Raw genomic sequence first — 14,347 nt, 5'->3', positions numbered from 1 at the left:
TGGATCTCATCGTTGGCCTTGGCTTGAACATATGATCAAACTTAACCCTCAGAGAAAAAAGCAGTTAGGAGTCTATTACACCCCGACTCCCGTTAGCGAGTTAATGACCCGCTGGGCTGTTCGCGGACCGAGCGATACTGTTCTTGAACCAAGTTTCGGAGGGTGTTGCTTCATTGAAGCGATACGCAGCAGATTGATTGACCTGGGAACTCGCAACCCAAATCGTTCGATTTTTGGGTGCGATATCGATGAGGATGCGTTCGAGCATTATTTACCCCGTGCGATGGAGTTTGGAGTCCCAAATGATCAGTTTTTTGAGGGGGACTTTTTGACTCAGCATCCGGGGAATGGAACCTTCTCAAAGGTAAATGTGGTGATAGGAAACCCACCCTATGTTTCCAATCACAATATGCTTGGAGAGCAGCGCTCATCTTCTCGAAATGTCAGTTCGTTTGGAGATTTTCGATTGTCTGGGTTGGCTAGCCTTTGGGCGTATTTCGTGCTGCACGGAATGCGTTTTTTGAAACCAGGAGGGAGGATGGCATGGCTGCTCCCGGGAAGTGCGACTCAATCAGACTATGGTCGAGAACTTGTTCATTTCATAAGGAAACACTTTTCTTATGTCTCAATCATATCCCTTTCGGAGCAAATTTTTAAAGAAGAAGGTGCTGAAGAAAGTTCAGAAATCCTCATTTGTGAGGGGTTTTCTGAAGAAGAACTAATAGCTGCGTTTGCTTCGTATTTTGTGGAAGACATTGGTGGTTTAAGAAACGTACTCGAAAGCGAAAGTAAAAGGTCCAGCTACTTATCCTTGGATTTCGGGGGGGCTTTATATCGAGAAATTTCGAGTCTGCCTACCATCTGTGATTTGGGTTCTGTCGCTGATGTGAAAATTGGGATTGTCACTGGAAATAATTCATTTTTCGTTTTGAACGAAGATCAGGTGCGAACTCATCGGCTTCCTCGTAGTGCTGTGCATCGGATATTTTCAAAATCAAAAATAGCCAAAGGTCTTTCGCTAAACGAAATCGATTTTGATATATCTGCTTCTCGAGGGGAGAAAATGTATTTAGTTCGACCTACAAGTAAATCGAAGTTTCTTGAAGAATACTATCTTGGTTATGATGCAGAGAAACGAAGTGAGGTACTTACCTTCAAGAAACGATTAGATTGGAGGGACCCCGATGATGGTGTAACTCCGGACGCTTTTTTCGTCTACATGAATCAAGGAGGTCCTCGGATCGTTCTCAATGACGTTGGTTGTAACTCAACGAATTCAATTCATCGAATATTTTTCAAGTCCGGAATAGGGGAGAAAAATAGGATGTTGGCTGCGCTGAGTGTTGTTTGTAGTGTAGGTCGCCTTTCGGCAGAAATTGAAGGGAGGAAATATGGAGGCGGGCTACTCAAGCACGAGCCTAGCGATGTTCGCTCATTGAAGATATTTCAAAGGCTCCGGTGCGACATAAGAAACGTCCGACGCGTCTTTTCTCAAGTGAGTGAATGCTTGACCAAGGGTGACGATTTAGAAGCTGCGAATCTCGCTGATAGCTTCTTTGTTAAAGATGGACTAGTGGGAATATCAAAAAACAGATTTTTGGAGTGTAGGGAACTCTATTATAATTTAGTGAATAGAAGGCTCCGGAGAAAAGACTATGGCTTCAAATAGCGTATTGCGAAAGCAGAGGGAACGACTAGAGAAAGAAATAAAGAAGATATCTAGTCAGAGTCCTGTTGATGTTCAGAGGCTTGTGGAACTGACGAGTGAGCTGTCCTCTATGGACGAGTCCATCTTAAGGTTTCGAGTGGATGCGGGGGTTATTAGTCGGCTAGGGCGGGAGTTGGTTGCATCTCAAGAGACTGCACTGTCAGAACTTATAAAGAATGCATATGATGCAGATGCGTCGCGAGTAGAGCTAATTTTCGACGACGCAGATGAGCCCGGTGGTAGTCTGAGTATTGAAGATAACGGTAGCGGAATGACTCGCGAGGAACTCATTTCTGGGTTCATGACTTTAGCATCTACTCAAAAAGTTGATGCTCCCTTTTCTCCGAAATGGAAGAGAAAGAGAGCCGGACAGAAGGGAATTGGTCGTTTCGCTAGCCAGAGGTTAGGTTCACGATTGCTGATAAACACTAAAACAGCGAAATCAAAAAAAGCCTATGAGGTTGATATTGATTGGGATGATTTCCTCCCGGGTAAGAATCTTGAGTTTGTCGCTAGTAAAATCAGAGAGATCTCGAGCGATGGTAAATCGGGCACCACTCTCACTATTATAAATCTTCGTGATAGCTGGCCGGATTCTAGACAGAAGAAAGCATATCGTTCGGTGATGAATCTTCAGGATCCGATTGAGCAAGCGCTTCTCAAGGATTCTAAAAAGACCAAGAAAGACCAAGACCCCGGTTTTTGTGTAACTATAAAGAAAACGAGCAGCGAATCCGACGAGGAAGATTTCGACCTGTTCTCGATGGTCTATAAACATGCTCATGCGGAAATTACCGCTTCAGTTGATGGGGAGGGCCGTTCTAAGTGGCGGGTCGTGAGTGAACGCCTTGGAGTTGATGATTCTGAGCCGGGTGAAACCTACGGGTTTCTAAAGAACATAAAATTAAAGGCATACTATTTCGTTTGGGTGCATGGAGAGATCCCTACTCAGGATATGAGTCGGATTAAGTCGCTGTCTAATGAGTACGGTGGTGTTAGGCTTTATCGGAATGGCTTCAGGGTGCCTCCATATGGTGACTTGAATGATGATTGGTTAGGGTTAGATGAACTTTACCGCGGTAGAACATTTTTGGCAGCAATAGGAAATCAGAATTTCTTTGGGGCCATTACGATAGGTGATGATCCTGAACGCAATTTTGAAGAAACGAGTAGCAGGGAGGGATTGATTCACAGTTTTGCATTTGACGAACTGACGGGGTTTGGCTTGGACGCTCTTGTCAATGGAGTCGCAAGAGTTCAAGCGGCCCGTGGCAAAAAGGTTCATGCCCGTGATCCGAAAAGCGATAAGAAACCTGAACCACGAGAAACTACAGAACGCGCCTTAGGGGCGGCCTTAAGTGAGCTTAGGGAGGTCACCAAAGCCGGAAAGCCAAATAAAAAGACGGAACTGGCTCAAAAGAAAGTTGAAGAGAAATATTCGAGTGTCGTTGAGGAAATCTCGATGCTCAGAGTGCTTGCTAGTGTCGGGTTGTCGGTCGGCGTTTTTTCTCATGAGATAAGAAACAGCCTTATACCAATTGAGCACGGTTTGAACCTCTTGCCTTCAGATGGAAAGGATAGTGAGCGGAAGCAGGAGTCCTTAAAGTATCTTGAGTTGGTCAAGCAGTACTCAACGTTTGTGGAGAACTCGGCAGAGTTGGAAGTCGGCAGGGATTTGGATCCTGTTGACGTTTCAAGTCAGTTGTACGAGTTCGCTGAGAACGCCGCCAATCTAGTGAAGTCGCGAGGGATCTCAATTGAGACCGATATAGACGAAGAACTGCGTTCTATCCCTATGCATTCTGGTGAGTTGATCTCAATTCTGGCAAATTTGTTATCGAATTCAATAAAGGCAATTAGACGAAGCGAACATCATGGTGATGGTTGTGTTTTTATAAAAGCTTATTGTGAAGATGGCTTTATCTACATCGAATTTATGGATAACGGTGATGGTATTGCGGATGAGGTGAAAGATCGTGTCTTCGACGCTTTTTTTACTACTACACGAATAAAGAAATCCCACGGAAGCGATGAACTAAGAAGTATGGGGCTCGGATTGAAGATCGTTTCTGATATTTCTTCTGCCCGAGGTGGAGAAGTATTTGTTGGTATGCCGGATTCAAAATACGTAACGTCTATAGTTGTTAAGATTCCATCCAGTGAAAGCGAATAAAGAAAAGTACGTTGTCGTTGATGATAATCCTAATGTTCTGAAGTCTTTACTTGGGAGTTTGTCTGGAAGGAAGTCAGGACTTTCGTTTCATGATCCATTTTCGCCTGACCCAGATGTGATTGAGTGTGCGAAAATGGTTTCCAATAAACTCAGTGAGAATGCCGCCACTGGAGTTGTACTCGATCTTCGACTGGATGAGTGTGTGCCGAAGAAAGGCAAGCCAGCACGTTATTTAGCTCAGACACTTGCTCAGGCACTTCGAACAGATATGGCGAATGGGAAGTGCCTTGATGTTCCTATTGTCCTTTGGTCGATAAGCCAAAAATTTAAAAGTAAGTTTTCCCGAGATATTTTAAGCCACGATTTATTCGATGCTTGTATTGTTAAAGATCCGGACGACTGCGAACTGACTAGGCAGGCGACTTTACTTTCCGCTTTGTCCAATGGTTACCGCATCGTAAGAAAGTGTCTTGAGAGTAAGAAGCCTGACTTGGAGGCACTTCTTGTGCCACCAGATGGAATCGAATTGGATAGAGGCATTTGGGAGGAATTTCAGTCTGTATCAACTAAGGTGGCTCACCGAGTTTCTATGCACATTAGGTCAAATATGTTGGATCGAAACGGCCCACTTGTTTCGACGGAAATCCTCTCAGCTCGTCTGGGCATTGAAATAGAACAACTAGACGCGCGTTCGACTCTTTCAAAGGTTCTGAAGAATTTTGAATATTCGGGGCCTTTTTCGGAAATTTCTAAAAGATGGTGGTGGTCGTCTGTGTTAGATTGGTGGAAATCCGAAGTGGATAATCGCTCACCGCTTTACTACACCTCGAGTGAGAGGGTTCGATTACTCCGGGAAAAGTTTGGCGGAAAGTCGAAATTCGTAGAATTGAATTTTCCGAAGTCAAAGGAGTTTCCTTCCCGAGAGCTAAGCTTAAGGTTTAGTACGGTTTGTTTAGTCACAAAACGCCCGCTAGATCCGGTGGATGGTTTTCTTGTCGCCCGTGGGCATTCCTACCCGTGGCAGGATGAAGAGTATGTATGTGAAGATGTTGTGATTAGACCATCCAAGTATGCACGAATGAGGAATAATGAAGTTGTGGTATCAAGTCTGGAAAAGGAACGGGTGGATAGATTAAAGGCGCAAAGCAAGGCTGCTCGTGGCAAAAAGTGAATCAAAAGCAGATTTTCGAGCAGGAATTCGAAGTTCGTTGATTAATCTTTCTACGATTCTTGAGAGATTCAAGCTGTGTAAGGATACCTCGATGTTGAGAGGTATCAATATCCCCGAGTCAGGGGAGCGTTGGGCGTACGAAGTAAATAACTTAAAAATTGAGCTTGGGGATGATTCTAGAACCTCGCCCGAAGTTGAAGGACTGTATTGTGTATTAGATATCGTAATAGAGGGAGTTTATCCAAGTGAGGATGTTGCTGATTTGATTAAACGCGGAGGAGTTCAGTTTCGTTTTGTGGGTCTCGAAGAACGAGAAGGTGACTATGTCTCTCGTCAACATTGCTGGCACCATGACAGGCATGAGTTTTTAGATGGGAACTCAGGGGAAGAGGATGCCTTGAGTTGTGCTCATCCACTTTATCATTTAACGTATGGCGGAAAGCACATGAAGGCCTTATATAAGGACGACAGGAATGCTTTTGGTTCGTTGTTTGTTGCTGATGCTTTTAGGGTCACTCAGCCACCTATGGACGTCGTTTTGGCCGTAGATTTTGTTGTATCCAACTTTTCTAAGAAAGGATGGGCCGACTTGTTGGATTCGACTTTGTATCAAAAGAGTCTATCGTGGTCGCAGAAACAGTTTTGGAAGCCCTACTATTCGTCGATTGGTAAGTTTTGGGACGAAGATTGTGATAAGAGCGCTTCAGAAGTCGCCCGTGGCTTAGTGCCTCAACTTGTGTAGCTTGGTGGGGCGATAAAATCGTCATTCGTGGAGTCATGACTGAGCTTCTCCCGTGAGAATTGGACATCAAGAATCAATCTTTGATTTTTTATGGGTTTTTCTAGTTGGGGTCCGTCTCCGATGGCGTAGCCTAGCTAAGCAACTTGTCCAGCGTGGTCCATCGAGGGAGCGTTATCGACGGTGAATATGTTTATCATTTCTTGTTCTTCGAAGAGGTTGCGGCTTTTAGGGTTCGAAGATGAATTCTCTGGTGATAAACTTCGTCTTCGGGCCATAACGTGAGCTGACCTGGCAAACTAAGCTCTACTGCCTCGGTTTCCCTCCGTTCTATAGCCCGGCGAACCTCTTTCATCGCTTTTTCGAAGTAGGACCCGGGCCATAGGATCCGCTCGTAGTGTTTCTCTTGAATGGCCTCAAAATCTTTTGGTGACATTGTATCACCGTGCTCTCCGAGATACACAAGCAGGCGTGGACCGATCTTCCATTGTAGTTTGGCAGCCATTACTAAAGCACGCACGACACACAGTTGAGGGTATGGGTTTGCTTCGTGATTTATTTCAATGGTGCGGGTTGTGATTCCTGTGAAAAACTGATCATCACCTGAAAATATCCGACGTGAACGTCCCGGTTTAGGCCATATTTCTACCGCGATAGCTTCTACGTTGAAAAATGTTGTCGATGGGAGATCCGAGAACTTGGGGAACTCCATTTTCCGTTCCCTAAGGGCAAATGTTTCTTTGAGCGGCCACACGTCAAATTGCCAGTTAACTCGCTTGAGCTGTAATCCTCCGAAGCGGGTTTGTCGGGAAATGTACGGCTTAAACGATGATCGCATATCCTCAAGGCTCGCACCGCACATTACGATGTCGATGTCTCTGGGCCTACCTGGTTTGTTTTCGTTTAGACGCGAGATAAGTAGCGATCGGAGCGTCCCTCCGAAGAAGACAGCATTCCACTTCCGTTCCCTGATCTCGCTAATGGTTTCTGAGACCGATTTACGCCAACTGTTGTTGTCTTGCCTACAGAAAGACGCTACCTCCTCTCGAAGTAGTTTCTTTAGTCGTTCAATTTGAACGTTGCTATCCATTCTTAAGCTCGGCGTGAAGGCGTTGCGCGAAAGTGTCGGTCATGCCGCATACTTGATCGGTGACAAGAAGGTAGCGATGGAAGCGGTCGTTGCATCCACCGTCAGCTGATGCAAAATTACAAAAAACTTGTCGGTAGTTTGGCGATATTAGGGCACCTGCGCGACCAGCGAAATTCTTTGTATGAACCTTTCCATCGGTGGTTAATGTTTCTGCGCCTTCCCAGAACAGGTCCAGTAAATCTTGTATGATAACTCTCCCCATTAGTTCTAATTTGAGTGTCGAATGAGTGCAGTAAATCCGAGAACGCCCAATTCTCTTGAGGGTTTTGACATAAGCTTTGCATTCACCGTCACCTACGAGCTCCCCGTGATAGCTCCCTTCCATGATGTTATCGTAGTATTTCTGAAAGGTAGCAGCAGCATCAGGAAGGAGAATGGAGATGTAAGCTGTCCTAAATGCAGAGCCGTGAACGTCGTCCGAAAGGTTTGAGGGAACTTCGTCTCTTCCGGTCTTCAGGATCTTTTCTTTGCGAGCTAGAACTTTTTGCACTGTGCCATTTGTATCCGACTTTCCCTCCTCAACCAGTGTATCTTCAACCTCTTTCCAAGTGATGATACCTTTCTTGATCCCGTCTTCAATGTCGGCGACGTAGTACACGATGTCATCAGCGGCCTCTACTAAAAAGGTGATTGGGTTTCGTGCATCACCTGTACCGGTTTGTTCTCTGATCTTCTGAATAAGGTCGTTCTCAGAAGAAAAGAACCCAGGCTTCGTCCGAGCGTGGTCATGATGGTCCTTGTTAGCTTTGTGCGATTCAGCTACGTATTTGCATGCGGCAGAAAGTGTTCCGTAGGTCAGATTCAGCCCGTTGAAGTCTGCCAAGATTTGGAGCTTCGACACTAGTCGAAGCGTTTGAGCATTTCCTTCAAATTGCAGTAGATCCTGAACTCTTTGCTCATCTCCATTAAGCTCTTCGCGGAGTGTAGGAGCACCGCGTTTCTTGAACCATTCGCGAATCGCATCCTCTCCGGCATGACCAAATGGAGGATTTCCAAGATCGTGAATAAGACCACAAGTGGAAGCAATGGCTTCGATTTGACGCTCCATCCCAGACTCTATGTGCTTTTCGTCGAGTAACCATTTGCCAACCGAGATAGCCAATCCGCGAGCTACCGCCGAAACTTCCATGGAGTGCGTGAGGCGAGTCCGAACCGCGTCATGTGGCTCGAGTGGGAAAACTTGTGCCTTGTCTTGCAGCCGTTTTACGGGTGTCGAAAAAATAGCTCTGTCGTAGTCGCGCTCGAACTGTTCGCGATGGTCCGGTCCCATGCTGGACGGTCTGGGGCGATTGGCGTTGAGTAGTTGTTTCCAGTTCATGGGGCTAGCTTATTTATGTTGGTAAGGCTTTAGGATAAAGTTCCCCGCTCAGCAGCTTTGAGAAAAGTCGAAATGAGTCAGATCGTAATGAATAACTTCTGTACTGGCTATGATATCAATAGGATAGGTAGTCTGTCTCCTTTGCTTCTACCATTCTAATCCTCACTTTAGTTGAAAGAACTCTGCTGTATCCAAATCTATTTGGCGTTCGGGGAGGAAGATCAGGATCATGTTATGAAGAGGGCCGGAAGATTCCTCCATGAGATAAAGGATGCGGTCTTCGCCAAGCGTTTCCTGGCAGAGGTCGATAAGGTGTTCGTGGTGGGTGAAGAGGAATATTTGGATACGCTTTGCCAACTCGGAGAGCTGTGGGAGGATGGCTTTGGTGCGGTGATTGTCGAAGGTGATGAGCAGCGATTTTGGAATGTGCGTCGGGTCGCTCCTCTAAAACAGCGAGAGGGGTAAGTCTTCACGGAATACCAAGCCGAGGAGAGGCTGTCCGGATGCGGATCGGCGGCGTGGATAAAGCGGAACATTTGGGATGAGAACTTTTGGTCGTTCATGGGAGGGATTGTCCTCTAGCTGTTGGAGAGGCTGAGAGGGCATCTAAGAGGAGGAATGGCGATACTACTAGGTTGTATTGCGTAGGGATGCGAGTAGTAATTCTCTCTTCTCGGGGTTAAGGGGTTCGGAGTTGCGTGCCACGGGAAGCTTGGTTTTGGGCGCAGCTGGCTTCCGGAACGCTTCAAGGACTCGCTCCGACTATCAGCTTGCTGGTAGAGGATTCGAAAGCGCTGTTCTACCAGTCGTATATTTTGAAAGAGCCCCTTACTACATGGCCTCCTTGTAGGATGCGACGTGGGTCATTTCTCTGTTTCCTCAGGTGGTGAGGCAGGCTGTTGGCGTTGCGAGTTTCTTCTCAAGCGGTCCTGTTGTTCGATCCACTCTTCTTGGCTTTGCTGTGGCTGCCGGGCGAGTGTCACGGCTGCTATCCTTTGATCGCTGATCAGCTTTTGTATCCCAGGGTCTGTTCGTAGCTTCTCAAGAAATTCCTCGATATCCTTCATATTTTGCCTCCCCTAGATTTGGTGGAAGAATTGGTCAATCAGTGGCCAAGAACCTATAGCTTCGAGAACTTTTAGAAGGGAAGGAACCCGATGGTTCTACTCTGTGGAATCGTTGCACTTCAGCCCATCCTCGTACCTTCGCGGTCGTGCTCAAGGTTCCGACGGGTGTAATCGTTTTTGGATACAAAAGTCAGTTCGCCAATATCGATTGAAAATTTCTGTTGGAGCGGTTGTGCCGCGAAGCCAAATGGCTACCCGTAGTGCGGATCTGCTTAATGCAGATCTGCATTATGCTGATTTGCATAATGCCTTCGCTTGAACTCCTGTATCATGTCTTGGATCGCTCGCTCCCTATCCCGGAGTTTCTTGAAATGGTCGACCCCTCTTTTAATGAGTTCCTTGCGACTTGCGTCGGAATTCCCGAAGTACGCTGGCAACAGAGATCTCTTCGAGTCGTTTCCTTGCTTAGCAGTGTATTCGTCGACCATGTCGGAGACCAAGCTTTCAATTTGGATGTCTGAGAGGTTTGCATGTTCGAAGCTTAGCGTATCCATGGAACGGATAAACTCCCACACCTCTATGGGGATCTCGACCTTCACCTTATTGTTGGAAGCTTCGAATCCGCAACCTTCGAGCTCCAGGTAAACGAAGTCGTCGGAAAAGCACTCCTTGTAGAGGTAGAAGTTCTCGCCGTGGGCTATTGGATCTTTGATGGACATGTGTGGATGATGATTCGGTTGATTTGGAGAGGTCGCGCATCGATGCAAGTAGGCTTGGAAGGTTATGTCATTCGGAATTAAAACCTGCTTTGTAGAAATGAGGCAAAATCTGCGTATTGAGCAACTCATAGCAATTTAGCGACTACTGGTGACAATTTACTGGGTGGTTTTAGTGGAACGATGCCCGCGTGTCGGGGCATTGTTTATCGACGTCTTTTTGGAAGATGCTTTGAAGACTATACAATTGAGTTGGATTCCGTAGCGGCTCGAATGAGGTTCGAGCTGGGTAGGGATACAATCGATAGCTGAGCTGTCTGGTCCGGGTCCGCTGTCATTCGAGCATATTGGAAACCCGGTTTGAGGAACAGAGCATATTGCCCTTGTTCGTCTGGCCAACCACCATTTCGAAGTGTGGCTACAATGAAGCCTCTCCAGTGTTTAACAACCGGATCGTTGCGCATGTTTCGATTTTCCCTGTAAACCAGAGGGGCTTCCGGATTGTAGCGAAGATAAGTGTCGGCAAAATGCGAGGCTTCTAGGTAATCAGCAGCCTCGAATAAACCTTCGACGAGAGGTTCGATGGATGCGTAGTCTTCGGATAGTTCTTGGAGGAATCGCTCGTTCGCGACGTTGAGTCCATGAAACAGGATCCTCCCAACTTGATCATCAATCTCGACGATTTGAAGCAAAGCTTAGGCTAGCAGAAAGTCCTGTTGTCGTGGCTCTCCTTGGGCTCTTCGGCTCGGGGGCGCTCGAGGTCCTTGTCGGTGACGTGAACGGTCTTTTGGGCTCCGAAGGCGTAGTTCTCTCCAGAAGTCACGAATGGAGCCAGGTGGAAGACGTCGATTTCCTCGGTCTGGGCGAAGGAGGTGCTAGCGACGCCGATAGATGCCACGACAGCGAGCGAATTTAAGAGTCAGTTTGTAGTCATGAGCTTATCCATATGGATTTGAACCCCTCGACCATAATCGACGTTCGGATTTCTCTCAGCCCAGAGAGGGATTTAGTCGGCCCTTTGCCTTCGGTTGTTCTTCCACTGCCGGTAGCCAGTGAAGGCGAGTATGAAGGGCACGATCATGAGGACAAACCAGAGCCAGCGCACGGCGTCGGTGAAGAGTTCGCCAGAGTGGAAGCCGCGGTTGAGGCGGTGGATGAGGTGTCCGGGCTCGAAGTCCCAATGGTGGTGGAATTCGATAAAGGCTCCGCCTAGGGGATCGACGAAGGCCCACTATGCGGGGCGCGTGGCATAAGGGTAGAGGAGGCGCAAATGAAGCGGGTCGTCGGATTTGGCGGGAAGACTTATGGCTTCGATGTACATGCGCTCCGGGGCGGCTTTCTGCACGGTCTGGAGTATGTCGTCGTATCCGAAATTCCAGTCGGAGCGTTCGGCGGCTTGCTCGAGTTTAGGGCGCTGTTTCCACTCGGAATCGGTGAGGAAAAGGATGGTTTCTCGCCAGGGAGTGTTCAGGCCGATGAGGGCTCCGGAAAGGGCGATGAGCAGTATCGGTACAGCGGATACGAACCCGAGAGCAGCGTGGTGGTCGTAGTGACGTCGGACAACGGGATTCCATCGGATGCGTAGGAGTGTGCGAGCCTTGAGCTTTCGTTTGAGGAAAAGATAGCAGCCGGTGATGTAGAGGGAAATGAGTATGAAGGAGGAGGCGATGCCGATCCAAGTTCCGAATTCGCCGAGGAAAAACTGGGTGTGGAAGACGCGCACGGCCCGCATGAGTTTAGTGGGGACTTACGTGGTCTTTTGAATAGCTCCGGTGTAGGGGTCGACGAAGTGATAGCGCTTGTCGCTGGTGGCGAGAAGGGCAGCTTGCTCGGGGCTTCGAGGGAAGCGGAGGTAACTGACGGGGTGTCCGGTGGTTTTTTCAACCGATGCGACCAACTCGGCATGAGGGAGATAGGGCTGAGCCTTTGGGGTCACGGTAGAGGCGTCGCGTTCCTCAAATTTCTGTAGTTCCGGTTCGAATACGAGTACGAGGCCGGAGAGGCAGAGCAGCAGGGCGGGAAGCGAGCCGATGAGGGCGGCCCACAGGTGGATGCGGTTTACGAGGCGGCGCAGCTTGCGGCTACGGGTAGTTTTTCGGCGCGGACATCGACAGTCGGTAAATGGGTGAGAGGCCCGAGCACTGTGGCGCGAGCCCCTCTGGAATGGGTTTAGAATGTGTATTGAACCGACAGACGAACCTCGCGCGGACGCTCGACGCTGATCTCGGTCGCGCGGTCGGCTTTGTAGTAGGTTTAGTCGAAAACATTGGAAGCGGTGAGGCTATAGGTGATGCCTCCGCTCTCTGCCAGCGGCATGACGTATTTGAGGCCTAGGTCGAAGCGATGGTAGGCCTCGACATCGAAGCTGTTGGCATCATCGACCGGACGATCCGACTCGTAGAACCTGCCGCCTTGGAGGGAAAGCCCTTTAAGGCCACCTTCGTTGAACTGGTATTCAGACCAAAGGCTGAGAGCCACGTCGCTGGCTCCGGCGGGGGTGTAGCCGATCAGGCTGGCGTTGTTGTCGTTGACGTATTCAGCGTCGAGTAGGGTGAAGGAAGCGGTGAGGGTGAGGTTGTCCCAGCGGTTGAAGCGGTGCTGAGCCCGCATCACGATGTCACCCTCGACGGCATCGTCTCCGTTGTAGACGCTTCTGAGCTGATTGTCGTAGCGGTCTCGGACGTAGTCTTGAAGGCTGTATCCAGTCTGCAACGTCATTTCGTTTTCGAAGCGATGTTCGATCTCGACGCCAGCGTTCCAGACGTCGGAGTCCTACTTGCTCCAAGGCTGGCTGACGATGGTTTCATGCGACAGGTCGGAGAAGTCGCCGTCAAGGTTGATTAGGCCGAGGTCCTGCGGACGATCGTCCTCGGTGACATCGGCATTGAACTTTATGACTGTATCCGGAGAGAGCTCCCAGTCGACGGCGATGTATCCGATCTTCCGAGACACTTCGAAGGGCGAACCATCGGAGAAGGATCGAAAGTCGTACCAGTCGTTCTCCTTGTCGTACTGGAAGTCCTCTACCTTGAACTTGCCCGCACTTTTGGGCTTTGGCTTGTGGCGTTCGCGGCCTTGGAAGGCGGGATCGCGGGAACGGAAGCGGTTGTCGGGGATGACTGGATACATGCCGTGGTCCTCGGCGGCCTGGATGTTCTCCTCGCTGTGGTACTGGCAGTCGGCGGTCAGGTAGGTCCCGCTGAGCGAGCCCTTCTTGAGCTTGCCGGGCTCGAGGTTCACCCTGGCCTCGTCGAGGGCGCGCCTGGCGAGCTTATGGTCGTGGCCGGTGGCCTCCACCCCTGCGGAAACGATTATCTGGTTCTCCTGCTCGACCAGGGCCTGGGCGTTGTAGCCCTCGACCATGCAGTGGCGGATCTTCATCAGGCAGGACTGGGGATCGGTTACGTTGTCGTTCACTTCCTTGCCGGACTCGCCGAGCTTGGGTTCGCTCTCGTCGAGGAAGCGGTCCACCTTGGCTAGGTCCCTCTCCAGCCTGGATATCTGCTCGTCGTGTTGGGTGTCCTCGGTCTCGCTGGCGCCGTCGGCGCTTTTGTGGGCCTTGATCTTCCGGTCTATGCTGGCCGCGAACTTCTCGCGCTTGCGCTGGAAGTCGCACCTCTTTCCGGTCCATTCGCGCGAGGCGTTGGAAGGGAGCTTGACGCCGTCGAGGGCGAAGTGGGTGTATCCGAGCAGGCCCTGCTCGTCGCAGGCCAGCAGTATCCTCTGGAAGACGTCGCGGGCGATGTCGCCCATGCTGGATATGAAGGCGGCGAAGGTGGAGTGGTCGGGCGTGGCTCCGCCGGAGAGGACCATGAAGACGAGGTTGACCCTGCAGGCCCTTTCCATCTTGCGGGAGGACTCCATGCCCAGCGAGTAGGCGTAGAGCACGACCTTCAGCAGGGCCCTGGGGTCGTAGGCCTTCTGGCCGGCAAGGTCGTTGTTGTACCGGCTCTCGAAGAGCTCGAGGCCGACCTTGGCGTCGACGAGGTAGTCGATCGGGTATTCGAGGGTTCCGGGGTTGAGCTGCTCGAGCAGGCTGGCGCAGAACATCTGGTCCTGGGCCCTCTGGTCTTCCTTGAATCGCGCCATGCTGTATCCATAAGCAAGTGCGGGAGAACTCAATCAGTACTTATCCACAATCGAGAGTTTTTCGACAGCCTCGTTAGCTTTCATTTCGTTAATTTTGGGGGCTGTCCTAGGTAAGAAATGATACTAGGCCGCGTGGACAAAATCAAATTTAACCCAATCCACTAATGCAGCGACATTTACGAATCCCATATAGGTTTTCTCCAGTTTGTCGTAGCG

General features: G+C 49.4%; 14 protein-coding genes and 1 pseudogene. 6 read left to right on the top strand and 9 right to left on the bottom strand.

Features of this window, described 5'->3' with window-relative positions:
• The first annotated feature begins 31 nt into the window (after window positions 1-31).
• From QEH53_RS00075 to QEH53_RS00060, 4 genes are read left to right on the top strand one after another with little or no spacing between them, the layout of a single operon-like run.
• Window positions 32-1,669, top strand: coding sequence for an N-6 DNA methylase (locus tag QEH53_RS00075; protein ID WP_309021070.1), 1,638 nt, complete (start codon window positions 32-34; stop codon window positions 1,667-1,669).
• On the top strand, window positions 1,656-3,881 hold the full coding sequence (locus QEH53_RS00070) for a sensor histidine kinase (protein ID WP_309021069.1): 2,226 nt from the start codon (window positions 1,656-1,658) through the stop codon (window positions 3,879-3,881). The genes QEH53_RS00075 and QEH53_RS00070 overlap by 14 nt, the downstream gene beginning before the upstream one ends.
• A complete protein-coding gene (locus QEH53_RS00065) occupies window positions 3,868-5,052 on the top strand; it encodes a hypothetical protein (RefSeq protein ID WP_309021068.1) in 1,185 nt (394 codons plus the stop codon). The genes QEH53_RS00070 and QEH53_RS00065 overlap by 14 nt, the downstream gene beginning before the upstream one ends.
• The gene (locus QEH53_RS00060; RefSeq protein ID WP_309021067.1) at window positions 5,039-5,794 is read left to right on the top strand and encodes a hypothetical protein; all 756 of its coding nucleotides are present in this window, start codon (window positions 5,039-5,041) and stop codon (window positions 5,792-5,794) included. The genes QEH53_RS00065 and QEH53_RS00060 overlap by 14 nt, the downstream gene beginning before the upstream one ends.
• Before the next feature lie 193 nt (window positions 5,795-5,987).
• Here the strand turns inward: QEH53_RS00060 and QEH53_RS00055 are convergent, their stop codons facing one another.
• On the bottom strand, window positions 5,988-6,503 hold the full coding sequence (locus tag QEH53_RS00055; protein WP_309021066.1) for a hypothetical protein: 516 nt from the start codon (window positions 6,501-6,503) through the stop codon (window positions 5,988-5,990).
• A 370-nt stretch (window positions 6,504-6,873) separates the two neighbouring features.
• Window positions 6,874-8,259, bottom strand: coding sequence for a dGTP triphosphohydrolase (gene dgt, locus QEH53_RS00050; RefSeq protein WP_309021065.1), 1,386 nt, complete (start codon window positions 8,257-8,259; stop codon window positions 6,874-6,876).
• A 171-nt stretch (window positions 8,260-8,430) separates the two neighbouring features.
• On the opposite strand from dgt, the gene QEH53_RS00045 reads away from it, so the two are divergent.
• Entirely contained in the window at window positions 8,431-8,724 is a 294-nt protein-coding gene (locus QEH53_RS00045; RefSeq protein WP_309021064.1) for a hypothetical protein, read from the top strand.
• A 398-nt stretch (window positions 8,725-9,122) separates the two neighbouring features.
• Here QEH53_RS00045 and QEH53_RS00040 read toward each other — a convergent pair whose 3' ends face one another.
• From QEH53_RS00040 to QEH53_RS00025, 4 genes are all read right to left on the bottom strand, one after another.
• Window positions 9,123-9,326: a hypothetical protein gene (locus tag QEH53_RS00040; protein ID WP_309021063.1), complete on the bottom strand. Its 204-nt coding sequence runs from the start codon at window positions 9,324-9,326 to the stop codon at window positions 9,123-9,125.
• 272 nt (window positions 9,327-9,598) lie between these two features.
• Complete coding sequence (locus QEH53_RS00035) at window positions 9,599-10,045, bottom strand: hypothetical protein (protein ID WP_309021062.1); 447 nt, start codon at window positions 10,043-10,045, stop codon at window positions 9,599-9,601.
• A 236-nt stretch (window positions 10,046-10,281) separates the two neighbouring features.
• The gene (locus QEH53_RS00030; protein WP_309021061.1) at window positions 10,282-10,734 is read right to left on the bottom strand and encodes a hypothetical protein; all 453 of its coding nucleotides are present in this window, start codon (window positions 10,732-10,734) and stop codon (window positions 10,282-10,284) included.
• An 8-nt stretch (window positions 10,735-10,742) separates the two neighbouring features.
• On the bottom strand, window positions 10,743-10,940 hold the full coding sequence (locus QEH53_RS00025; RefSeq protein WP_309021060.1) for a hypothetical protein: 198 nt from the start codon (window positions 10,938-10,940) through the stop codon (window positions 10,743-10,745).
• Window positions 10,941-10,988: 48 nt separating this feature from the next.
• Between QEH53_RS00025 and QEH53_RS00020 the strand changes: the two genes are divergently transcribed.
• Window positions 10,989-11,255 carry a hypothetical protein gene (locus QEH53_RS00020; RefSeq protein WP_309021059.1) on the top strand — a complete coding sequence of 89 codons (267 nt, stop codon included), beginning with the start codon at window positions 10,989-10,991 and terminating at the stop codon, window positions 11,253-11,255.
• 18 nt (window positions 11,256-11,273) lie between these two features.
• Here the strand turns inward: QEH53_RS00020 and QEH53_RS00015 are convergent.
• From QEH53_RS00015 to QEH53_RS00005, 3 genes and pseudogenes are all read right to left on the bottom strand, one after another.
• Window positions 11,274-12,089 (bottom strand): annotated as a pseudogene (locus QEH53_RS00015) (PepSY-associated TM helix domain-containing protein).
• Window positions 12,090-12,295: 206 nt separating this feature from the next.
• On the bottom strand, window positions 12,296-12,760 hold the full coding sequence (locus tag QEH53_RS00010; RefSeq protein ID WP_309021058.1) for a TonB-dependent receptor: 465 nt from the start codon (window positions 12,758-12,760) through the stop codon (window positions 12,296-12,298).
• Window positions 12,761-12,814: 54 nt separating this feature from the next.
• Window positions 12,815-14,131 carry a transposase gene (locus tag QEH53_RS00005; protein WP_309021057.1) on the bottom strand — a complete coding sequence of 439 codons (1,317 nt, stop codon included), beginning with the start codon at window positions 14,129-14,131 and terminating at the stop codon, window positions 12,815-12,817.
• Window positions 14,132-14,347 lie beyond the last annotated feature (216 nt).

The sequence above is a fragment of the Pelagicoccus sp. SDUM812002 genome (genome assembly GCF_031127835.1).
In the GTDB taxonomy this organism is placed as follows: domain Bacteria; phylum Verrucomicrobiota; class Verrucomicrobiia; order Opitutales; family Opitutaceae; genus Pelagicoccus.
Note: the sequence above shows the minus strand (reverse complement) of the source record. Positions and strands in the feature narration are given on the sequence as shown.